Source organism: Cellulosimicrobium sp. JZ28, from assembly GCF_015327065.1.
GTDB lineage: Bacteria > Actinomycetota > Actinomycetes > Actinomycetales > Cellulomonadaceae > Cellulosimicrobium > Cellulosimicrobium funkei.
This window is the reverse complement of sequence record NZ_CP017660.1, coordinates 1,493,146-1,515,175: the sequence shown is the minus strand read 5'-3', so window position 1 is coordinate 1,515,175 and position 22,030 is coordinate 1,493,146. Positions and strand designations below refer to the sequence as shown.

Here is a 22,030-nt window from a genome sequence, read left to right as displayed (position 1 = left end):
CCTCGGGGTCAGGTCTCGCCCGACGACGGGCGCCCCCGCGCCCGGACGTCGTGGGCCAGGGCGGCTCGCGCCACCCGCGGTGCGGGGGCCGGGACGGAGATCCCGACCGGCACGTTCGTGGTGCACGCGTGCGCGCCCGTCGCGAGGGTCGCGAGGCGCTGCACGTGCGAGCCGAGCAGCTTGGCGAAGACCTGGGCCTCCGCCTCGCACAGCTGCGGGAACTCCTCGGCGACATGCTGCACCGGGCAGTGCCCCTGGCACAGCTGGACGGCGGAGGTGCCCGGCACGGGGCGCACGCTCGCGGCGTAGCCGTCGTCGGCGAGCGCGGCGGCGAGCTGGGCCGCGCGGCCCTCGACGTCCGGCGCGTCGAGCCGGTCCGCGTAGCGGTCGGCGAGCTCGGACAGCCGGTCCTGGGCGAAGCGCTCGACGGCGCCCGGTCCCGCGACGTCGCGCAGGTAGCGCAGCGCCTGCGCGGCGAGGTCGGCGTAGGTGCCGCTGAGCTCGCCCTGGCCGGCCGACGTCGTCACGTACCGCCGCGCGGGGCGGCCGCGCATCCCGGTGGGGTGCCCGGCGTCGTGCACGGCGACGAGGTCGTCCTCCTCGAGGAGGGCGAGGTGGCGGCGCACCGCGGCGGGCGTGAGGCCCAGCGTCGCGGCGAGGTCGGCCGCGCTGACGGGGCCCGCGCTCGCGACGAGCTCGAGCACGCGCTCGCGCGTGCGCCGGTCGACGTCGGCAGCGGGCGCGCCGGAGGGGGCGACGGTACGCAGCGCGTCCGGTCGGACCGCTCCTGCTCCCATGCTCACCTCCGTGGTCGGTCGGGGGCACGCCTGCGCGCGCAGCGCCCTCGATATAGACAACATGGTTGTTCCCTAATTGTTCCGGCGCAAGCAAGGCGACCCTCAGACGGGGCCCTGACGCGGTGGATGTGGCGTACGCGACACCCCGCGCGACCTGGGCGGGCGCGGGTCGGCGGGCGCGCGCGCTCCGCCTAGAATCGGCCGGGTGCCCGCCCCCGCCGTGCTCGTGCACGACCTCGTCAAGCGCTACGACGGTCGTGCCGTCGTCGACGGCGTGTCCCTCACCGCCGAGCGCGGCGCGATCACCGCGGTGCTCGGCCCCAACGGCGCCGGCAAGACGACGACCGTCGAGTGCTGCGAGGGCCTGCGCTCCCCCGACGCCGGGCGCGTCGAGGTGCTCGGGCTGCACCCGCTGACCGACGCGCGCGAGCTGCGTCCCCGCGTGGGCGTCATGCTCCAGGACGGCGGGCTGCCGACGGGCGTGCGCGCGCTGGAGATGCTGCGGCACGTCGCGTCGATGTACGCCCGGCCGCGCGACGTCGGCGAGCTCACCGAGCGCCTCGGGCTGGAGAGCTTCGCGCGCACGACCGTCCGGCGCCTGTCCGGCGGCCAGCGGCAGCGCCTCGCGCTCGCCGCGGCGATCGTCGGGCGGCCCGAGGTCGTCTTCCTCGACGAGCCGAGCGCGGGCATGGACCCGCAGAGCCGGCACGCCGTGTGGGAGCTCGTGCGCGAGCTGCGCTCCGAGGGCGTCGGGATCGTCCTCACGACGCACCTCATGGACGAGGCGGAGGACCTCGCGGACCAGGTGTACGTCGTCGACCACGGGAAGGTGATCGCGGCGGGCGCGACGCGCGAGCTCCTCGAGTCCGGGGACGACGGGGAGACGGACCGCACGGTCCGCGTCGAGGCGACGGCCGGCCTCGATCTCGGCGGCCTGCGCGACGCGCTCGCCGCGCCCGACGGCGCCCCCGGCCCCGCGTCGTGGACCGTCGCCGAGCCGCAGCCCGGCTCGTACACCCTCACCGGCCCCGCCGACCCGGCGACGCTCGTCGCGCTGACGACGTGGCTCGCCGCGCGCGGCGTCCTCGCGTCGCGCGTCACGGTGGGCCGCCGCACGCTCGAGGACGTGTTCCTCGACCTCACGGGACGGCACCTGCGATGACCGCGAACGAGACGCCGTCGGCCACCGCCGCGGCCCGAGGACCGGCCGGGACCGAGCTCGCCGCGCCCGCGTGGCGCCGCGTCGCCGCCCAGACGGCGTTCGAGACCCGGATGATCCTGCGCAACGGCGAGCAGCTGCTCGTGACGATCATCCTGCCCGTCATGCTCCTGCTCGGCCTCGTGCTCACGTCCTTCGTGGACCTCGACACCGGCGGTGCGTCGCGCGTCGACTTCGTGACGCCGGGCGTGCTCGCGCTCGCCGTGATGTCGACGGCGTTCACGTCCCAGGCCATCGCGACGGCGTTCGACCGCCGCAACGGCGTGCTGCGCCTCATGTCGACGACCCCCCTCGGCCGGGGCGGCCTGCTCGCGGGCAAGGTGCTGGGCGTGCTCGCGGTCGAGGTCGTGCAGGTCGTCGTCATCACCGCCGTCGCGCTCGCGCTCGGCTGGCAGCCCGACGTCGCGGGGATCCCGGCCGCGCTCCTCGCCGTCCTGCTCGGCACGGCGGCGTTCACGTCGCTCGCGATGCTGCTCGCGGGCACGCTGCGCGCCGAGGGCGTGCTCGCGGTCGCGAACCTCGTGCTCGTGCTCCTCACGGTCGGCGGCGGTGTGCTCGTCCCGGCGGACCAGCTGCCCGGGCCGCTCGCGCACGTCGCCCTGCTGCTGCCGTCGGGCGCGCTCGGCGAGGCGATGCGCGGCGCCCTGCTCGACGGCTCCGTCCCGCCGTTCTCGGTCGTCGTGCTGCTGGGCTGGACCGCCGCGCTCGGCTGGGGCGCGGGCAAGCTCTTCCGCTGGACCTGACCCTCCCCGGGCACATCTCACACCCGCAGGATTCCGGGGCTGCGCGCGCGTCCCGATACCGTGGGACCGTGAGCACCCCGCCCCCCGCGCTCGACCCCGGCACGACCGACCGCCCCGTCGGCAACGGCGTCGCCCGACCGGACCGGCTCGCGCCGCTGCGCCGCTGGACCCGGCCGGTGCTCGTCGCCAACCTCGTGGCGCAGATCGGCATCATCGTCACCGGCGGCGCCGTCCGGCTGACCGGCTCGGGCCTCGGGTGCTCCACGTGGCCGCAGTGCGAGCCCGGGCAGTTCGCGGCGCGCTTCCACCCGGAGACGACGTACCACCAGTTCGTCGAGTACGGGAACCGCACGCTCACCGGGGTGCTGAGCGTGATCGCGATCGCGGCCCTCGTGCTCGTGTGGACCGACCGCTCGCGCGTCCTGTCCTACCGGCTCCTGGGCGCCGTGCCGCTCCTCGGCGTGGCCGCGCAGGCGGTCATCGGCGGCGTCATCGTCCTGCTGCACCTGCACCCGGGCTGGGTCTCGCTCCACTTCGTGGTCTCGGCGGCGCTCGTGTCCGTCTCGCTGCTGCTGCTGCACCGTTCCGGGGAGGGCGACGGTCCGCCCGTCCCGACGGTCGCGCCGCGCTCGCGCACGCTCGCGTGGGCGCTGTACGGGCTCACCGCGGTCGTCGTGGTCCTCGGCGTGATCGTCACGGGCGCGGGCCCGCACAGCGGTGACGAGGAGGTCGGGTACCGGTTCGCCGTCGACCCGGCGCTCATGAGCAAGGTCCACGCGTGGGCCGTGTGGGTCTTCGTCGCCGTCCTCGTCACGTACCTCGTGAGCGTCCGCCGCGGGCCGCAGGAGGTGCGTCGCGCCGGGTGGATCCTGCTCGCCATCACGCTCGCCCAGGGCGCGATCGGCTACGTCCAGTACTTCACGGGCCTGCCCGCGCTGCTCGTGGGCCTGCACATGCTCGGCTCGGCGCTGCTCGTCGCCGGGTCCACGCGCGTCGTCCTCACGACCCGCACGCGCACCTGACCCGGGGTCCGGCGCATCGACGGACGACGCGCCGGACCGGGCCCGCGCTCAGCGCCAGAGGCGCGCGACGCGGTCGGCGGCCTCCACGCCCTGGGCGTGGCCCGCGCGGGCGGCGGACGGGCGCAGCGTCAGGTCCATCGCCCGCGGTCCCACGAGCCCCTCGGCGGACCCGTCGGGGACGAGCGTCTCGACCGCGCTGCCCTGCGCGCGCAGCTCCGCGACCTGCGCGTCGAGCTGCATGCCCCACTCCCGCGGCGTGCGCGTCCTGCCGCCCAGCGGTGACAGCACGAGCACGCGGCGGTACCCCGCCGCGACGTCGGCGTTCTCGTTGCGGCGGTACCCGCCGTCGATGAACCGGTCCGGCCCGACGCCGTACGCGAACCCGCCCGCGCAGCTCGCCGCGACCGCGTCCACCAGGTCGACCCCGCTGTGCGCGCCGAGGACGACCGGTGCGCCGGTCCGCGCGTCGACCGCGGTGACGAGCAGCGCGCGGCGCGGCCACGCCGTGCTCGGCAGGCGCGCCGCGACCGTCGCCCGCCAGCGCGCCTGCGCGGACGCGTCCGAGGCCGCCGGGAGGTCGAGCGCCGCGGCGCCGAGCCGGCGCCGCATGTCCGCCGCGTCGCGCGCCGCGGCGATGAGCGCGGCCGTGCGCGCCATCTGGTCCGCCGCCTGGCGCGTGCGCTCCCGGCGGTCGTCCCGCCCGGGACCCGGTGCGCGCCGCGGCGGGGCTCCGGCGACGACGGCGGCGTAGAGCTCGGCGGGCGTCGCGCCGGCGAGCTGCGCCGCGGTGGTGGCGCCGGCCGACGTCCCGACCGTGAGGTCGGCCGTCGTGACGTCGACCCCGGCGTCGGCGAGACCGGCGACGACGCCGATCAGCCACGCGTTGCCGGTGGACCCGCCGCCCCCGAGCACGAGGGCGCGCTCGGCCGTCGTCGGGGTCGGGGCCGGGGCGGGGACCGGGACGGACGCTGCCGCCGGGCCGAGGACCGCGGCGTCTGAGGGGGTCGGTGCAGAAGAAGGTGTGGTGGTGCGCATGGGAGTCGCCTCTCGCGATGGTGCGGCGAGCGCTCCCGGGGACGGCTACGGCCGTCGCGCGATCGTGGGCAGCGAGGGAGCGCCCGGTACGGACACAGCGTTCACGGGGCTCACCTCCTCGGCTCGGTTCACGACCGCCGTCGACGCTAGCACGCGCCGCCGAGGACGACGGCTGCGCCTCGGCGTGACAGCGGCGTGACAGCGGGCCGCGCTCCCGTGACAGCGCGGTGCGAGGCCACCCGTCCAGCCTGGTCGTGAACCCACCGACCAGGAGGACACATGACCATCCCCGCGATCGAGGCCGAGGGCCTCGTGAAGGTCTTCGGCGCGCACCGCGCCGTCGACGGCGTGGACCTCACCGTGCGCACGGGCACCGTCTACGGGGTCCTCGGGCCCAACGGCGCCGGCAAGACGACGACCATCAGCATGCTCGCCACGCTCCTGCGTCCCGACGCCGGGCAGGCCCGCGTGTTCGGGCACGACGTCGTCGCGCACCCCCACCGGGTGCGCCAGCTCATCGGCGTGACGGGTCAGTACGCGTCCGTCGACGAGACGCTCAGCGCGACGGAGAACCTCGTGATCTTCGGGCGGCTGCTGGGGCTCTCGCGCGGGCAGGCGCGGCGCAAGGCCGTGGAGCTGCTCGACGCGTTCGGGCTCTCCGAGGCGGCGTCGCGACCGTTGAAGAACTTCTCGGGCGGCATGCGCCGCCGGCTGGACCTCGCCGCGAGCCTCATCGCCCAGCCGCCCCTCATCTTCCTCGACGAGCCGACGACGGGCCTCGACCCGCGTACGCGCGCCCAGATGTGGGGCACGATCCGCGACCTCGTCGCGAGCGGCTCGACGGTCCTGCTGACGACGCAGTACCTCGACGAGGCGGACCAGCTCGCGGACCGCATCGCGGTGATCGACCGCGGGCGCGTCGTGGCGGAGGGCACCGCGGACGACCTCAAGGACGCCGTCGGCGACCAGTCGCTGCAGCTCTCGCTCGCCCACGGCGACGACGTGGGGCCCGCGCTGGAGATCGTCGAGCGCACCCTCGGCCTCACCGCGACCGTCTCCCCCGAGGCCCGACGGCTCACCGTCCCCGTGCCCGGACCGGGCTCGGTGACCGACCTCCTCGTGCGCCTGCGCGAGGCCCGGATCGAGGTCGGCTCGCTGAGCATGGACAAGCCCAGCCTCGACGAGGTCTTCCTCACGCTCACGGGGCACGGCACCGCGGCGGACACCCCGGCCGACGACGACCCCGGCCCGACGGACCCCGGCCCCCGCCCGCGCGGCGACCGCGCGGCCACGACACGAGAGGCGGCGCTGCGATGAGCACCACCACCACGACCACCGCACCGGCCGTCCCGACGGCACGACGCCCGATCGAGGCGGGCGCCGACCGCGTCCTCGCGGACCGGCCGTCGCTCCGCGCGACCGCCGAGCACACCCTGACGATGGCCTACCGCGGTCTGCTGAAGATCAAGCGCACGCCGGAGCAGCTGTTCGACGTGACGCTCCAGCCGATCCTCTTCACGCTGATGTTCACGTACATCTTCGGCGGGGCGATCGCGGGCGACGTCGGGAGCTACCTCCCGACGATCATCCCCGGCATCCTCGTGCAGACCGTCATCACGACGTCGGTCGTCACGGGCACCCAGCTCCGCGAGGACATGGACAAGGGCGTGTTCGACCGGTTCCGGTCGCTGCCCATCGCCCGGATCGCGCCGCTGTCCGGCGCGCTGCTCGCCGACACCGTCCGGTACCTCATCGCGACGACGCTCACGTTCACGATGGGCTACGTCATGGGCTACCGGCCCGGCGGCGGGCTCGGGGCGGTCGTGCTCGCGGGCCTGCTCGTCATCGTCTGCTCGTGGGCGGTGAGCTGGATCTTCGCGTTCTTCGGCGTCGTCGCGCGGACCGCGTCGAGCGTGCAGGGCATCTCGATGATCGTCCTGTTCCCCCTGACGTTCCTGTCGAACGCGTTCGTGCAGCCCGACACGATGCCGGGCTGGCTGCAGGGCTTCGTCGCCGTGAACCCGGTGTCGCACCTCGTCACCGCGGTCCGCGAGCTCGCGAACACCGGCAGCCTGGGCTCGGACGCCGTGGTCTCGCTCGTCGGGGCCGCCGTCATCGTGGCGGTCTTCGCACCGCTCACCGTGCGGGCCTACATGCGCAAGGCCTGACGCGGTACGGCCGAGCCGTCGTCAGGCGGGGTCGGCGCCCCGACGGGCGCCGGCCCCGTCGTCGTCCGGGCCGCCCGCGGCGGTCGGGTCGTCGACCGCGTTCGCGGCGGCGAGCAGCGCGAAGCCCTGCCGGGCGAGGTCCGCGCGGGACAGCTCGCGAGCCCTCGTCCGGGCGCGCTCCGCCGCGTCCGCGCCCGCCGCTCCGGCGACCTGGGCCCACGCGCTCTCGTGCCGCAGCGCGGGCTGGTCCTGGCGCGAGCCCATCCGCTCGGCGAGCGCGACGAGGAGGGCTCCCTCCCCCGTTCCCGGCCCCGGGTGCCGGCCGGCGTCGAGCACCGCGGCGACACCGAGCGCGAGGAACGCCGTCCCGGCGACGGGGTAGTCGACGAAGTGCGGCCGGGCCCGGTGCATCGCGAGCACGACCTCGCGGAGCTCCGCGGCGACGTCCGCGGCCCGCGCCCGGGCCGCGGACGCCCCTGGTCCGGCACCGGCGCCGGTCCCGGCGAGACGCACCAGCCACGACGACACGAGGAGCACGTACCAGGGCGACCAGCGCGCGTCGCCGTCGAACGACGCCGCGGCCTGCCCGTAGAGCTCGAGGGCGGCGGCGTCGTCACCGTACAGCGCCGCGACCTCCGCGCGCGCCATCGCGACGACGGACCGCACGTCCGCCGGGACGTCCGGGCCCACGGGACCGTGCTCGACCGCGCCCGCGAGCGCCGCGAGCTTCCGCTCGGCACGCTCCGTCTCCCCGAGCGTCACCGCGGCCGACATCTCGACCCAGTCGAGCTGCTGCAGCGTCGCCGTCGCGCCGAGGGCCCGCAGGTGGCCGCGCGCGGCGCGCGCCCAGCGCCCGACGTCCACGGCGTCCCCCGCCTCGCTCGCGCACGACGCGAGGAACATCGCCGTGGTGGCGCGGGCCGCGACGTCACCGCGGGCCACCGCGCGGTCGTGCGCGCGCTCGCCCCAGCGCCGGGCCTCGGCGAGCCGACCCTCGTTCTCCGCGGTCTGCGCCGTCGTGAACTCGGCGAGCATCGCCACGAACGCGTCGTCGGACGCGCGGAGCCCGGCGAGCGTCGCCTCCATCTCCTCCTGGCTGCGGACGGTGAGCAGGCGGGCGAGGGCACGGGTCCGCGGCCCTGCCTCGGGGCGTCGCAGCAGCCGGCGCAGGCGACCGAGGGCGCGGGCCGTCAGCTCGGGCCGGGCGAACGCGCTCGCCCCCGCGACGGCGGCGAGCGCGAGCGCGGCGGGCTGGACGTCGCCGGGCGGCACGTCCCACCCGACGACCGAGTCGAGGACCACCTCCACGAGGCCGGTGGCCTGGTCCTCGACGCCGAGCAGGAGCCAGGACCCGGTGAGCGCGGTGAACACGCGCACGACGACGTCGGGGCGCTCGTCCCGCACCGCCTCGCGGAGCGCGAAGACGAGGTTCTCCTGCTCGCGGCGCAGGTCCGTCGCCGCGGCGGCCTGGTCCCCGCCCACGAGCGCGTCGGCGCACCGCGTCGCGAGGCGGGCCGCCCAGCGCTGCACGGCCTCGCGCGCCGGGCCCGTCGTCCCGGTCGCCTCGAGCCGGAGGGCGCCGAACTCGCGCACCGTCTCGAGCATCCGGTAGCGCACGACGCCGTCGTCCTCGGTGACGCGCAGCAGCGACTGCGCGACGAGCCCGTCGAGCGCGTCGAGGACCTCCCAGGCCGGCGCCCGCGACGGCGCCCGGCTCCCGGCGTCGGACACGGCCTGCGCCGCCTCGGCGGAGAAGCCGTCCGGGAAGACGGCGACGCGGCACAGCAGGTCCTGCTCGGCCGGGCCCAGCAGGTTCCAGCTCCACTCGATCACCGCCTCGAGCGTGCGGTGCCGGTCCGGGGCGGTCCGGTCCCCGGAGCGCAGGAGCGCGAAGCGCTCGTCGAGGTGACGTTCCACCTCCTCGACGCTCAGGGTCCGCACGCGCGCCGCGGCGAGCTCGATGGCGAGCGGCAGCCCGTCGAGGCGGTCGCACAGCCGCGCGACGACGGCGGGCGGCAGGCTCGCACCCGGCCGGACCGCGTGCGCACGCTCGACGAAGAGGCGCACGGCGGGACCGTCGCCCGCGGTCGCACCGAGCGGCTCGAGCGGGTAGACGAGCTCGGCGGCGAGCCGGAGCGGCGACCTGCTCGTCGTGAGCACCACGAGCCCGGGCGCCGCGCCGAGCAGGTCGGCGGCCCAGCGCGCGGAGCCGTCGAGGACGTGCTCGCAGTTGTCCAGCACGAGCAGCGCCGCGCGCCCGCGTACCCGGTCGAGCACCTGCTCGCGCAGCTCGGGCGCCGCGAGGCGGTCGGCGAGCCGCCCGGTGCGGGCCGGCGGCGAGATGCCCAGGCCGTCGGCCAGCGCCACGACGACGTCCGCGTCCGAGCGCACGCCCGCGAGCTCGACGACGACCACCAGGTCGACCGAGCCGGTCACCGCCGTGCGCCGCGCGACCTCCTGCGCGAGGCGCGTCTTGCCGAGACCGCCGGGGCCGAGGACGGTCACGAGCCGGGCCCGCGCGAGCGCGTCCCGGACGGCGTCGACGTCCTCGTCCCGGCCGACGAGCGCGTCCGGCGCCGCCCGCAGGCCACGCACGGACGTGGCGCGACCGACCGGCTCGACCGGGTGCTCGCCGCCGGAGCGGGGTGCCTCGCCGTCCCCCGGACCGCCGCGCTCGGCCGGAGGACCGGGCACGGGGACGTTCACGGGGGCAGACACGCGGGTGGGCACCGCGTCGGGCGCGGACGACGACCTGCCGAGCAGGTTCGCGGCGAGCTGCTGGAGGTCCGGGGCCGGGTCGGTGCCGAGCTCGCGGACGAGCGCGTGCCGCAGGCGCGCGTAGGCGGCGAGGGCCTCGCCCTCCCGGCCCGACGCCGCGAGGCTCGTCACGAGGTCGCGCGCGGCGTCCTCGTCGGTCGCGTCCTCGTCGAGCGCCGCGGACGCCAGCGCCGTCACGGTCACGTGGTCCCCGGCGGCAGCGGCGGCCGACCGCAGGGCGGCCGTCAGTCCGGCCCGGAGCCGCGCGGCCTCGGTGCGCAGCGCCTGGGCGACGGGACCGGGCACGCCCGTGCCGGGCTCCTCGTCGCTCCACGAGGCGAGCGCGGCGCGCAGGTCGGCGACGACCGCGGCGGCGCCGTCGGTGTCCCGGCCGCCCTCCCGGGCCCGGGCGAGCGCGCCGCGCGCGCGGGCGAGCGCGCCAAGTGCGAGGTCGAGGTCGCTCGGCGCGCCGAGCGCGTAGCCCCCGGAGCGCGACAGCACGGTCCCCGACGCCGCGTCGCGCCGCAGGCGCGAGACGAGGCTCTGCAGCGCGGCGCGCGGGTCCTGGGGCGCGTCCGGGCCCCACAGGTCCTCGACGAGCGAGGCCACGCCGAGCGTCCGACCGCCCGCGAGCGCGAGCGCGACCACGAGCGCCGCCGCACGCGGTCCGCGCGGGGCGACCGCCCGACCGTCGGGCCCGGGCACGCGGACCGGCCCGAGGACGCGCACGAGCACCTCGGGCGGTGCCGGGAGGTCGTCGTGGTGGCGCACGACGCAGAACACTAGTCCTCGGTGCCGACGCCGTCCCGCCCGCGAGGGCGCGTCAGCCCCCGCGGCGCTCGGGCCACGGCGCGTCGGCGGGGCGCAGGGAGGCCCAGCCGCCCGCGCGCGACGTGGCGGCCGCAAGGATCCCGACGACCGCCGACGGGTTGTGCAGCGCACCCCCGAGGACGGCGGACACCGCCTCGTCGAGCGGGACCCAGCGCAGCTCCATGTCGAGCTCCTCCGCCTCGCGCGCGAACCGCTCCTCGTCCGGCACGGGCGACAGGTCGCGCGCCAGGAACACCCGCAGCGCCTCGTTGGACCCGCCGGGCGTCGTGAAGTAGTCCACGAGCACGTCCCACCGGGCCGCCCGCAGGTCCGCCTCCTCGGCGAGCTCGCGGGCCGCGGCGACGCGGCCGTCCTCGCCCACGACGTCGAGCAGGCCCGCGGGCACCTCCCACAGCTCGCGCCGCACCGGGTGGCGGTACTGGCGCAGCAGCAGGACGCGCTCGTCCGCGTCGAGGGCGACGATCGCGACCGCACCGGGGTGGTCGAGGTACTCGCGCGTGACGCGGCCGCCGTCGCCGAGGTCGACGACGTCGGACCGCAGGTCGAACACGCGACCCTCGTGCACGAGCGTCGTCTCGACGACCGGCCGGGGCGCGAGCGCGTCCACGACCGGGTGCTCGCCGGCCACTCAGTCCGCCTGGTTCTCGAGCGCGGCGCGGACGAGGCCGCTGAACAGCGGGTGCGAGCGCGTGGGGCGCGACTTGAACTCCGGGTGCGCCTGCGTGCTCACGTAGTACGGGTGGACGTCCGCGGGGAGCTCGACGAACTCGACGAGCGACGAGTCGGGCGACGTCCCGCTGATGACGAGCCCCGCCTCCTCGAGCTGCTTGCGGTAGGTGTTGTTCACCTCGTAGCGGTGGCGGTGGCGCTCCGTGACGCGCTCCGCGCCGTAGGTCTTCGCGACGACCGAGCCCGGGGTGAGCGCGGCCTCGTAGGAGCCGAGGCGCATCGTGCCGCCGAGGTCGCCGTCGCCGCCGACGATCGCGAGCTGCTCCTCCATGGTCGCGATGACGGGGTGGGACGTGCCCGGGTCGAACTCGGTCGAGGACGCGTCGTCGATGCCGAGCACGTTGCGCGCGTACTCGATGACCATCGACTGCAGGCCGAGGCAGATGCCGAGGGTCGGCACCTTGTGCTCGCGCGCCCAGCGCAGCGCACCGAGCTTGCCCTCGATGCCCCGCACGCCGAACCCGCCGGGCACGAGGACGGCGTCCACGCCGTGCAGCGCGTCGTCCGCGCCCTCGGGCGTCTGGCACTCGTCGGACGCGACCCAGCGGATCGTGACCTTGGCGTCGTTCGCGAACCCGCCGGCGCGCAGAGCCTCCGTGACGGAGAGGTAGGCGTCCGGGAGGTCGATGTACTTGCCGACGAGCGCGACCTCGACGCGGTGGGCGGGCTGGTGCACGCGCTCGAGGAGCTGGCTCCAGCCGTCCCAGTCGACGTCGTGGAACGGCAGGCCGAGGCGGCGCACGACGTAGGCGTCGAGGCCCTCCGCGTGCAGCACGCGCGGGATGTCGTAGATGCTCGGCGCGTCGATCGCGTTGACGACCGCCTCGTTGTCGACGTCGCACATGAGGGCGATCTTGCGCTTCACCGGCTCGGGCACCACGCGGTCCGCGCGCAGCACGATCGCGTCGGGCTGGATGCCGATGGACCGCAGCGCCGCGACCGAGTGCTGCGTGGGCTTCGTCTTGAGCTCGCCCGACGGACCGATGTACGGCACGAGCGACACGTGGAGGAAGAAGACGTCGTCCCGGCCGAGCTCGTGGCGCACCTGGCGGGCAGCCTCGAGGAAGGGCTGCGACTCGATGTCGCCGACGGTGCCGCCGATCTCGGTGATGATGACGTCGACGTCCTCACCGGCCTGGGCGCGCATGCGCGTCTTGATCTCGTCGGTGATGTGCGGGATGACCTGGACCGTGTCGCCCAGGTACTCGCCGCGCCGCTCGCGCGCGATGACCTGGGAGTAGACCTGACCGGTCGTGACGTTCGCGGACGCCTCGAGGTCGACGTCGAGGAAGCGCTCGTAGTGGCCGATGTCGAGGTCCGTCTCGGCGCCGTCCTCGGTGACGAACACCTCGCCGTGCTGGAACGGGTTCATCGTCCCGGGATCGACGTTGAGGTACGGGTCGAGCTTCTGCATGGTGACGCGCAGGCCGCGCGAGCGGAGCAGACGACCGAGGCTGGACGCCGTGAGGCCCTTGCCGAGCGAGGAGGCGACGCCGCCGGTGACGAAGACGTGCGCGGTGCGGTGCTCGGTACGAGCGCCCGAGGCGTTGAGGCGGGAGGAGGGCCGGTTCAGGTGATCTGCCACGGAACTCCATCCTAACAGCGTGCCCGACGACGGCACGCGGGCCCGAGGGTCGGCCCGCTCACACCGGGCGGCACGGCGAGGTCTCCCTCGCCTCGACGCGCGACCCGGCGCGCGTCACGGGCGCGTCACCTCGGCGACGTGTCGCCGGGTACCTCCGTCGTGGGTTCGTCCCCCGCAGGCGCGTCCGTCGTGGGCCCGACGGCGTCGCCCGCCCCGGGAGCGGCCGGGTCGCCGGTGCTCGGCGCCCCGCGCCGCAGGACGCCCAGGAGGGCCGCGCGGTCGCCGACGAGCGAGACGCCGACCACGACCGTGCCCGCGACCAGGGCCGCGAGGGCGCCGACGCCGACGGCGGGCAGCCAGCCCGCGTCGTCGGGCAGCAGGACGCTCGACAGCGCCGAGCCCGCGAGCGCGCCCAGCGCCACGCCGACCGCGACGACGACGAGCGTGCGCGGGACGCCGCGCGTCGCGTCCGGGCCGGCGTGGCGCCGCGTCGCGAGGAGCAGTCCCGCGCCCGCGACCGACATCCCGACCGCGGTCGCGAGGCCGAGCTGCAGGAGCACCCCGGCCTGGTCGCGGGCACCCGTGAGGGCGGGGAGCACGTACGCGGTCGCCGCGACGACGAGCCAGCCCGCGGCCGTCACGACGACCGCGACCCGCTGGCGGTCGATCGTGTACAGCGCGCGCGACAGGTGCAGGATCAGCGAGAACCCGACGATGCCCACCGCCATCGCGGCGACCGCTCCCCCGAGCCCGTCGACGGAGCCCGTCGCGATGCGGGCGAAGACCGCCTCGACCGCCGCCGACGCGGCGATCAGCGCCGCGACGCCGAGCCCCGCGACGACGAGCAGCGTGCGCGTCGTGGTCGCGAGCAGGCGCCGGTAGGCGTCGTGCCGGGCGTGCGCGACGTGCTCCGCGAGGCGCGGGAACGTGCTCGTCGCGAGCGGGAAGGCCAGCACCGCGTACGGGAGCAGGTAGACCTGCTGGGCGTACCAGTAGGTCGGGAAGGTCTGCTCCGGTCCGAACCGGTAGGCGGCGCCCATGATCGCGAGCACCGAGAGCTGCTGCGCGACGAGCGCCCCGACGCCCGCGAACGCGAGGTTGCGCGCCCGGACCGCCTCGCCGCCCGGGAAGCGCAGCGTGGGCCGCAGGCGGACGCCCAGCCGGTGCACGGGGAGCACGAGGGGCAGCGCGAGGACGGCGACGCCCGCCGTCGTGCCCCAGCCGAGCCACGCGATGGCCTGGCCCGACAACGCGGCGACGTCCTTCTGGTCGCCCCCCGCCAGACCCGCGAACACGAGGAAGACGACGATGACCGCCAGGCTCGACAGGAGCGGCGAGAACGCCTGCCAGAAGAACCGCTTGTGCGCCTGGAGGATGCTCCCGAGCACGACCGCCAGCCCGTAGAGCGGCACCTGGAGGGCGAACACGCGCACGAACGTCGCCGTGACGTCGACGAGCTCGGGATGCTTCGGCAGCATGAGGAGGGACGCGATCGGCTGCGCGAGGAGCGCGAGCAGCGCCCCGAGCGGGACGAGCACGACGAGCGTCCACCCGAGCAGCGCCGAGGCGATGCGCGAGACCTCGCCCCCCGCGCGCCGGGCGATGGGCCCGGCGAGGAGCGGGACCACCGAGCCGGCGAGCGCGCCGCCCGCGGCGACCTCGAACAGCACGTTCGGCAGGAGGTTCGCGGCCGTGAACGCCGACCCGACGCCCTCGGTGCCGACGGCGGCGGACTGCACGAGCGACCGTGCGAACCCGACGAGGCGGCTCGCGATCGTCACGAGCGTGATCATCGCGGCGGCGCCCGCCAGGGTGCCCGTGGCGGCGCGCAGCCGCCCCGCCCGCGCGCTCACGCCGGGCGCCGGCCCCACGCGTCCACGCGCCGCAGCGCGTCGTTGCCCTCGATGACCTTCGAGAAGCTCACCTTCTCGCTCGCGAGGGTGAGCCCCACGACGCCCGCGAGCGCGAGCCAGCGCACCGGGCGGGGCGCCGTGAACGCGACCTGGGAGCCCAGCGCGGCACCGAGCGCGTTCGCGCCGCAGTCGCCGAGCATGTCGCGCTCGCCGAGGTCCCCCGGGGCCGCGGCGACGGCGGCACCCAGGACGGCGCCCGTCGTCGGCGCGGCAGCGGTGCCGAGGTACGGGAGCGACGCCGCGCCGGCGGCCTTGAGGGCGCGCCCCGGCCGCAGGTCGAGGAGGTTGAGCAGGTTCGCGGTGCCGGCCATGAGCGCGCCGTTCACGCCCACGTCCACGAGGTGCCCGAAGGCACCGCCCGTGCGTCGCGTGCCGATCGCCGCCGCGACGAGCGAGACGCCGCTGATCCCGAGGATCTTCAGCGCACCCGTCGTGACCCGACCCCGCGCGAGCGCGCCGAGGTGGCCGCGCAGCCCCTTGGTGCGGCTCGTCGTGTCCTCCGCGAGGTCGTCGACGAGGCCGAACGTGCCCGCGCTCGCCGTCGCGAGGGCGACCGCCGCGCGCGTGCGGGCGTCGCCTCCCGCCGCGAGCGTGCCGGCGACGAGGCCGGCGGCCACGGCCGGGCCCTCGAGCAGGCTGATCGGCTCGCCCCGGTGGTTGGTGCGGGTCCAGCGCTCCGCGCCCCCGGGCGCACGCGACCCGGCCGTGCGGCGTGCCGCGGCCGTCACCGTCGCGGCGACGCCGGCGGCCGCGAGCGTGTGCAGCGCGCGCCCCACGTCAGCCCTCCCCCGCGCCGTCGCCGGCCTGCTCGACGTCGGCCCCGTCACCGGCCGGTTCGCCCGTGGTGTCGTCCGCCGCGGCGTCCTGCGCGCCGGCGGGGGACGCCGTCGTGCGCGTCACCGCCGGGAGCTCGACCGCGGGCGGGAGGACGGCCGTCGCGCTCTCCTCGAACCCGAACTGCCCCACCTGGTCCGCGAGCCGCGCGGCGAGCGCGAGCGGGACGTTGATCCGGCCCGGCTCGGCCTCGATGCCGCTGACGGTCGAGACGGTCGAGGCAAGGTCCTCGTTCGCGCGGATCGTCGAGACGACGTCGCCCGAGACCGCCGTCGGGCCGGCGACCAGCGCGGCTCCGGCGACCTCCTGCGCGGCGACGGCCACCTGGACCTCGATGTCGACCGCGTAGGTGTCGGGTGCGGGCGGCTCCTCGCCCTCCGCGGCGGGGGTTGCCGGCGAGGGCGCGGAGCCCCCGAGCAGCAGGACCACGTCCGCCGGCAGCGTCTGCTCGGAGACCACGTCGACGAGCGCGAAGCGCTCGAGCAGCGCCTCGAGCTCGACCGCCTCGGGGCTGCGCTCCTCCGTGCTCGACGGTGCCGCCCCGGTGAGCGACAGCGCGAGCGCGCGCGACAGGCGCTGCTCGGGGGTCGCGTCCTGCGGGACGTCGCCCAGCTTGTCGCCGAGACCCTCGGCCACCGTCTGCCGCGCGCTCTCCTCGTCCTGGCTCGTCCACGAGTCCGTGAGGCGCACGTGCCCGACGACGGACGCACCCGCCGTCTCGAGCTGCGCGGCGATCGCGTCGTCGCGCTCGTCGTCCGCCCCGTCCAGGTCGACGACGGCCACGCGACGGTCCTGGAGGGATCCTGCGACGAGCTGCGGGCCCGCGGCCTCGATGTACCGTGCGTCGTCGCCGAGCGTCACGTTCGCCTGGTCGAGCTGGTCGCGCAGCTCGTTGCGCTCGGTGCGCAGCTGCTCCACCTGCCCGGTGAGCTGGTCGCCGATCGCGCCCTGGAGCGGGCCCGCGCCGAGGATGATCCCCACGGCGAGCGCCAGGAAGACCGAGATCAACGAGACGATGTGGTACCTGAAGTCGATCACTGTGCGGTGGTGTCCTTCGGTTCGAGCTGCTGCGTGCTGGCAAGGGTCAGGGTCGGCGCTGGCCGCCGGAGGGCACGGGCCGCAGGCACGTGCACGGGCCGTCGACCACGACGGCCCGGCGGGATCAGCCGCCGCCCGAGAAGAGCGTCCCGATCCACGACCAGAGGTCGTCGAACCGGGCGCCCACGATCCCGAAGAACGTCTGGCCCGCCGCCGTCGACCACAGCGCCGCGACGACGGCGAGGAGCCCGGCGATCGACAGGAGCCAGAGCTGGAGGTTGGAGATCCGGTGCCGGTACAGGCGCGAGACGCCCTTGGCGTCGACGAGCTTGCCGCCGACCCGGAGCCGGGTGAGGAACGTGCTCGCCATGCCCGCACGGCCCTTGTCGAGGAACTCGACGAGCGTCGCGTGCGTGCCGACGGCCACGATCACCTCGGCGCCCTTGTCGTCGGCGAGGAGCATCGCGATGTCCTCGCTCGTGCCGGTCGCCGGGAAGACGACGGGCTCGACGCCGAGCTCCTGCACGCGCTCGAGGCCGGGCGCCTTGCCGTCGCGGTAGGCGTGCACGACGATCTCCGCGCCGCTGCTCAGCGCGCGGTCGGAGACCGAGTCCATGTCGCCGACGATCATGTCGGGCTTCCACCCCGCGTCGAGGATCGCGTCCGCGCCGCCGTCCACGCCGATGAGCACCGGGCGGTACTCGGTGATGTAGGGGCGCAGCGTCGCGAGGTCCTCGCGGTAGTGGTAGCCGCGCACGACGATGAGGACCTGACGCCCCTCGATGGACGTGCGGATGTCCGGGACGCCGACGCCGTCGAGCAGGAGGTCCCGCTCGCGGCGCAGGTAGTTCATCGTGTTCTCGGCGAACGACTCGATCTCGACCGAGAGGTTGGCGCGCGCCTCCTCGAGGCTGCGCGCGACCGTCTCCTCGCTCTGCAGCACGCCCTCGGCGACGAGGTCGTCGCCCAGGTAGACCTTGCCGCCGTCGAGCCGCACCACGCGTCCTTCGGGGATCGCCATGATCGCGGGGCCGAGGTCGTCGACGAGCACGATGCCGGCCTCGACGAGGACGTCGGGGCCGAGGTTCGGGTAGCGGCCCGACACCGACTTGGCCGCGTTGAGCACGGCGGACGGCTTCGCGGCGACGAGCGCGTCGGCGGCGACCCGGTCGATGTCGACGTGGTCGATCACCGCGACGTCGCCCGGGTTGAGCCGCTTCGTGAGCGCCTTCGTGCGCGCGTCGACCTTGGCCGGGCCGAGCGTGCCGGACCCGGCCTCCGGCAGGGAGGCTTTGCGCAGAGTGAGTCTCATCGTGCCCTATCGTCCCACGACCGACGACTCCAGAAGCTCCACCGCGTGGCGGCGGGCCGCGTCGGAGTCCTCCTGGCCCGAGAGCATCCGCGCGAGCTCGCGGACGCGCTCCTCGCCCGTGACCTCGCGCACACCGGTGACCGTGACCGCGGTCGACGGGTCGCCCTCGCCCGACGCCTTGGTCACGACGAGTTGCACGTCCGCGAACGCGGCGACCTGCGCGAGGTGGGTGACGACGACGACCTGGGTGCGCCGCGCGAGCGACGCGAGCCGCCGCCCTACCTCCACGGCCGCCTTGCCCCCGACCCCCGCGTCGACCTCGTCGAACACGAACGTGGGCAGCACCTGGCCGGTGCCGTCGACGGCGGCCGTCGCGAGCGCGACCTCGATCGCGAGCATGACGCGCGACAGCTCGCCGCCCGACGCCCCCTTGCCCAGCGGCCGCGCGGGCGCGCCCGCGTGCGCGACGAGCGAGAACGTCACCGCGTCGACGCCCCACGGGCCGGGCTCCTCGGCCCGCTCGACGTCCACGACGAGGCTCGCCCCGCCCATCGCGAGCCCGCGCAGCTCGTCGGTCACGGCCGCGGCGAGCTCGGCGGCGGCCCGCTCGCGCGAGGCCGTGATCGCCGTGCCGAGCCGGTCCAGCTCCGCGTCCAGCTCGTCGCGGCGCGCCGTCGCGGCCTGGAGCCGCTCGCCGCCGTCGTCCAGGTCCAGGAGCCGCAGCCCCGCGTCGCTCGCCCAGGCGAGGACGTCGTCGACCGTCTCCCCGTAGCTGCGCGTGAGCGTCCCCAGCTCGGCGAGGCGCGCGTGCGCGGACTCGAGACCCGCCGGGTCCGCCGCCAGGTCCTCGACGTAGCCCGAGATCTCCGTGGCCACGTCGGCCAGCACGTACCCCACCTCGGCGAGCCGCTCGGCGAGGCGGGCGAGCGCCGGGTCCGTCCCGGCCACCGACTCGAGCGCGCGGCGCGCGCGGTCGACCGACACGACGGCGTTCTCCTGCGGCTCCGCGGCCTCGTCCCCCGCGACGGCGTCGTGCGCCAGCTGCGCGGCGACCCGGAGCTCCTCGACGTTCCCGAGCCGCGCGACGAGCGCGGTGAGCTCGACGTCCTCGCCCGGCTGGGGCGCGACCCGCTCGACCTCGGCGAGCCCGAGGCGCAGCAGCTCCGCCTCACGGGCGCGCTCGCCCGCGCGCGTCTCGATGTCGTCGATCTGCGCCTGCAGCGCCGACCGCTCGGCCCACGCCTCGCGGTACTGCCCGAGGAGCTCGGCATGCTGCGGCCCGGCGAACGCGTCGAGGGCCGTGCGCTGTCGGCTCGCGGTCCGCAGCCGGAGCTGGTCGGACTGGCCGTGCACCGTGACGAGGTCGTCGGCGATCTCGGCGAGGACACCCTGCGGGACGCTGCGCCCGCCGAGGTGCGCGCGCGAGCGGCCCTCCGCGGCGACCGTGCGCAGGATGACGACCGAGCCGTCGTCGTCGACCTGCCCGCCCGCGTCGTCGACACGCTGCGCGACCGCCGGGCGGTCCGCGACGCGCACCCGGCCCTCCACGACGGCGCTCGCCGCGCCCGGGCGCACCGTCGCCGGGTCCGCCTTCCCGCCCATGAGCAGGCCGAGGCCGGTGAGGACCATCGTCTTGCCGGCACCCGTCTCGCCCGTGATCACCGTCAGCCCGGCGCCGACCGGGACGCGCGCCGACCGGATGACCCCGAGGTTCTCGATCGCGATCTCCTCGAGCACGCTCACTCCTCCTCGTCCGTGGTGCCCCCGTCGCCCGGGAGCCTGGCCGTCTCGCCCGCGCCGCCCGGCGCGGCGGCGGCGCGCTCCGCGGTGGTGCCCGCCGTCGCGGCGACGCTCGCCGCGCGCTCGCGCCACCCGACCACCGGCAGCGAGAACTTCGACACCAGCCGGTCCGTGAACGGCGCCGTGCTCAGGCGCGCGAGACGCAGCGGCGTGTCCGAGCGCCGCACCTCGACGCGCGAGCCGTTCGGCAGGTCGATGCGGCGGCGGCCGTCGCACGTGAGGACGCCCGACGACGCCGAGTCCGGCAGCACGTCGACCGTGATCGTCGAGCGAGGACCGACGACGAGCGGGCGCGCGAACAGTGCGTGCGCCGCGAGCGGCACGACGAGCACCGCGTCGACCTCGGGCCACATCACGGGCCCGCCGGCCGAGAACGCGTGCGCCGTCGACCCCGTCGCGGTGGCCGTGATGACGCCGTCGCACCCGAACGACGAGAGCGGGCGGCCGTCGACGCCGAGCACGACCTCGATCATGCGCTCGCGCTGCGCCTTCTCCACCGTCGCCTCGTTGAGGGCCCAGCCGACGAGCGGCTCCGGCTCGCCCGGCAGGTAGGCACGCACCTCGACGATCGTGCGCTCCTCGACCGTGTAGTCGAACGCCGCGAGACGGCCCACCGCGGCGCGCAGGTCCTCGCGCTCGCTCTCCGCGAGGAACCCGACGTGGCCGAGGTTCACGCCCAGCAGCGGCACGCCCGTGCCGTGGGTGAGCTCCGCGGCCCGCAGGATCGTGCCGTCACCGCCGAGCACGATGACGACCTCGGACTCCGCGACGCCCTCGCGCGCCCGCGTGCGTGCCATGTGGTCGCCGAACGACTCCGCGAGGTCGTCGTCGTGCAGCGTCACCTCGAACCCGGCGCGCTCGAGCTCGCTCACCGCCTCGTGCAGCGCGACGACCGCCTCGGGGCGGCCGCCGTGGGTGACGATCAGGACGCGTCGCGTCACGCTGCTCCTCCGGTCAGGGGTCGGTCGGTGGTCTCGGTCGCACCCGGTGCGGCGTGCGGTGCCGGTGGCGGGACGGCCCCGGCGGGAGGTCGGGCGGACGTCTCGGCGGGCGGTTCGGCGGGCGGTTCGACGGACAGCTCGGCGGACGCAGCCGCGGCGCGGGCGACCGCGACGACCGGGGGCGGGCCGCCGTCGGGCCCCGGCTGCCACGCGACGGCCTGCGCCGCGGCGCCCTCGAGCGCCTCGTCCTCGAACGCCGCGCCGTCGGCCCGGCCCGGGTCGCCCGCGCGCAGCCACCAGAAGTACTCGCGGTTGCCGCTCGGACCGGGGAGCGGGCTCGGCACGACGGCGAGCGGCCGCAGGCCGACCAGCGCGGCGTGCCGCGCGACCGCGGCGACGACCTCGACGTGCAGCGCCGGGTCGCGCACGACCCCGCCGCTGCCGAGCCGCTCGCGGCCGACCTCGAACTGGGGCTTCACGAGCAGCAGGAGGTCCGTCCCGGGCCCGACGACGCCGGCCACCGCGGGCAGGACCATCGCCAGCGAGATGAACGAGAGGTCGCCGACCACGACGTCGGGCACGACCCCCACGTGCGCGGGCGACAGGTCGCGCACGTTGAGCCCTTCGTGCACGACGACGCGCGGGTCGGCGCGCAGCGCGGGCACGAGCTGGTCGTGGCCCACGTCGACCGCGACGACCTCGCGCGCGCCGCGCCGCAGCAGCACGTCGGTGAAACCCCCGGTCGACGCACCGAGGTCGAGGCACCGCGCGCCGTCGACCACCGGGCCGCGGGGCAGCGCCCCCGACTCCGCCGAGCTCTCGCCCGCGACCGCGTCGAGCGCGTCGAGGACGCCCGCGAGCTTGAACGCGGCCCGGGACGCGTAGCCCGGGTCGTGCGGGTCGGGGGCCACCTCGACGACGTCCTCCGGGCGGACGCCGGTCGACGGCTTGGTGAGCACCGTCCCGGCACGCGTCACGCGGCCCGCCGCGACGAGCTCCGCCGCGTGCCGACGCGACCGTGCCAGCCCGCGCCGGACGAGCTCGCCGTCCAGCCGGGCGTCGTCCCGCTCCCCCACGCTCAGTCCTCCGCGCGGGCCAGCTCGGCGACCAGCGCGTCGTGCACGGCCTCCAGCACCCCCACGTGGTCGGTGGTCGCGAGGCCGTCCAGCTCGGCGAGGCGAGAGAGCACGGGTTCGAGCGACCCCTCGGCGTCGCCGACGCCCGGGTCGGCCGCGCGGCCCGGAGGCGGACCGGGCACGGGTCGCTGCGGACCGTCCGTCATGTCCTGCCTCCTGTCTGGTCGCTC

Annotated in this window: 18 protein-coding genes; 5 read left to right on the top strand and 13 right to left on the bottom strand. The window is 76.3% G+C overall.

The features are described 5' to 3' along the window. Positions 1–8 precede the first annotated feature (8 nt). Complete coding sequence (locus tag BJP59_RS06935) at positions 9–797, bottom strand: helix-turn-helix transcriptional regulator (RefSeq protein ID WP_076404969.1); 789 nt, start codon at positions 795–797, stop codon at positions 9–11. 205 nt (positions 798–1,002) lie between these two features. On the opposite strand from BJP59_RS06935, the gene BJP59_RS06930 reads away from it, so the two are divergent. The 3 genes from BJP59_RS06930 (at position 1,003) to BJP59_RS06920 (ending at position 3,781) form a co-directional block, all read left to right on the top strand. Further along, entirely contained in the window at positions 1,003–1,959 is a 957-nt protein-coding gene (locus tag BJP59_RS06930; protein ID WP_194522546.1) for an ABC transporter ATP-binding protein, read from the top strand. Next, a complete protein-coding gene (locus BJP59_RS06925) occupies positions 1,956–2,759 on the top strand; it encodes an ABC transporter permease (RefSeq protein ID WP_034656080.1) in 804 nt (267 codons plus the stop codon). Before BJP59_RS06930 ends, BJP59_RS06925 begins: the two co-directional genes overlap by 4 nt. 68 nt (positions 2,760–2,827) lie before the next feature. Next, the gene (locus BJP59_RS06920) at positions 2,828–3,781 is read left to right on the top strand and encodes a COX15/CtaA family protein (protein WP_194522545.1); all 954 of its coding nucleotides are present in this window, start codon (positions 2,828–2,830) and stop codon (positions 3,779–3,781) included. A gap of 48 nt (positions 3,782–3,829) precedes the next feature. Here the strand turns inward: BJP59_RS06920 and BJP59_RS06915 are convergent, their stop codons facing one another. Continuing rightward, complete coding sequence (locus BJP59_RS06915) at positions 3,830–4,816, bottom strand: patatin-like phospholipase family protein (RefSeq protein WP_228485318.1); 987 nt, start codon at positions 4,814–4,816, stop codon at positions 3,830–3,832. Between the two features lie 279 nt (positions 4,817–5,095). On the opposite strand from BJP59_RS06915, the gene BJP59_RS06910 reads away from it, so the two are divergent. Both BJP59_RS06910 and BJP59_RS06905 read left to right on the top strand, forming a co-directional pair. Then, a complete protein-coding gene (locus BJP59_RS06910) occupies positions 5,096–6,133 on the top strand; it encodes an ATP-binding cassette domain-containing protein (protein WP_194522543.1) in 1,038 nt (345 codons plus the stop codon). Continuing rightward, on the top strand, positions 6,130–6,984 hold the full coding sequence (locus BJP59_RS06905; RefSeq protein ID WP_194522542.1) for an ABC transporter permease: 855 nt from the start codon (positions 6,130–6,132) through the stop codon (positions 6,982–6,984). The genes BJP59_RS06910 and BJP59_RS06905 overlap by 4 nt, the downstream gene beginning before the upstream one ends. Positions 6,985–7,005: 21 nt before the next feature. Here BJP59_RS06905 and BJP59_RS06900 read toward each other — a convergent pair whose 3' ends face one another. From BJP59_RS06900 to BJP59_RS06850, 11 genes are all read right to left on the bottom strand, one after another. After that, a complete protein-coding gene (locus BJP59_RS06900) occupies positions 7,006–10,512 on the bottom strand; it encodes an AfsR/SARP family transcriptional regulator (RefSeq protein WP_194522541.1) in 3,507 nt (1,168 codons plus the stop codon). Positions 10,513–10,564: 52 nt separating this feature from the next. Continuing rightward, positions 10,565–11,200 (bottom strand): NUDIX domain-containing protein, encoded by a 636-nt coding sequence (locus BJP59_RS06895; protein ID WP_194522540.1) that lies wholly within the window; start codon positions 11,198–11,200, stop codon positions 10,565–10,567. Next, on the bottom strand, positions 11,201–12,886 hold the full coding sequence (locus BJP59_RS06890) for a CTP synthase (protein ID WP_021482746.1): 1,686 nt from the start codon (positions 12,884–12,886) through the stop codon (positions 11,201–11,203). Between the two features lie 125 nt (positions 12,887–13,011). Beyond that, positions 13,012–14,739: a murein biosynthesis integral membrane protein MurJ gene (gene murJ / locus BJP59_RS06885; RefSeq protein WP_228485317.1), complete on the bottom strand. Its 1,728-nt coding sequence runs from the start codon at positions 14,737–14,739 to the stop codon at positions 13,012–13,014. Continuing rightward, positions 14,736–15,575, bottom strand: coding sequence for a hypothetical protein (locus tag BJP59_RS06880; protein ID WP_228485316.1), 840 nt, complete (start codon positions 15,573–15,575; stop codon positions 14,736–14,738). Before BJP59_RS06880 ends, murJ begins: the two co-directional genes overlap by 4 nt. A gap of 1 nt (position 15,576) precedes the next feature. Continuing rightward, on the bottom strand, positions 15,577–16,671 hold the full coding sequence (locus BJP59_RS06875) for a copper transporter (RefSeq protein ID WP_194522539.1): 1,095 nt from the start codon (positions 16,669–16,671) through the stop codon (positions 15,577–15,579). Positions 16,672–16,795: 124 nt separating this feature from the next. Then, entirely contained in the window at positions 16,796–17,983 is a 1,188-nt protein-coding gene (steA, locus tag BJP59_RS06870) for a putative cytokinetic ring protein SteA (protein WP_021482582.1), read from the bottom strand. 6 nt (positions 17,984–17,989) lie between these two features. Beyond that, positions 17,990–19,720, bottom strand: coding sequence for a DNA repair protein RecN (recN, locus tag BJP59_RS06865; RefSeq protein WP_043658037.1), 1,731 nt, complete (start codon positions 19,718–19,720; stop codon positions 17,990–17,992). A 2-nt stretch (positions 19,721–19,722) separates the two neighbouring features. Beyond that, a complete protein-coding gene (locus tag BJP59_RS06860; RefSeq protein ID WP_034650767.1) occupies positions 19,723–20,724 on the bottom strand; it encodes an NAD kinase in 1,002 nt (333 codons plus the stop codon). Beyond that, complete coding sequence (locus BJP59_RS06855) at positions 20,721–21,800, bottom strand: TlyA family RNA methyltransferase (RefSeq protein WP_336244614.1); 1,080 nt, start codon at positions 21,798–21,800, stop codon at positions 20,721–20,723. Before BJP59_RS06855 ends, BJP59_RS06860 begins: the two co-directional genes overlap by 4 nt. 2 nt (positions 21,801–21,802) lie before the next feature. After that, the gene (locus BJP59_RS06850; RefSeq protein WP_228485315.1) at positions 21,803–22,006 is read right to left on the bottom strand and encodes a hypothetical protein; all 204 of its coding nucleotides are present in this window, start codon (positions 22,004–22,006) and stop codon (positions 21,803–21,805) included. Positions 22,007–22,030 lie beyond the last annotated feature (24 nt).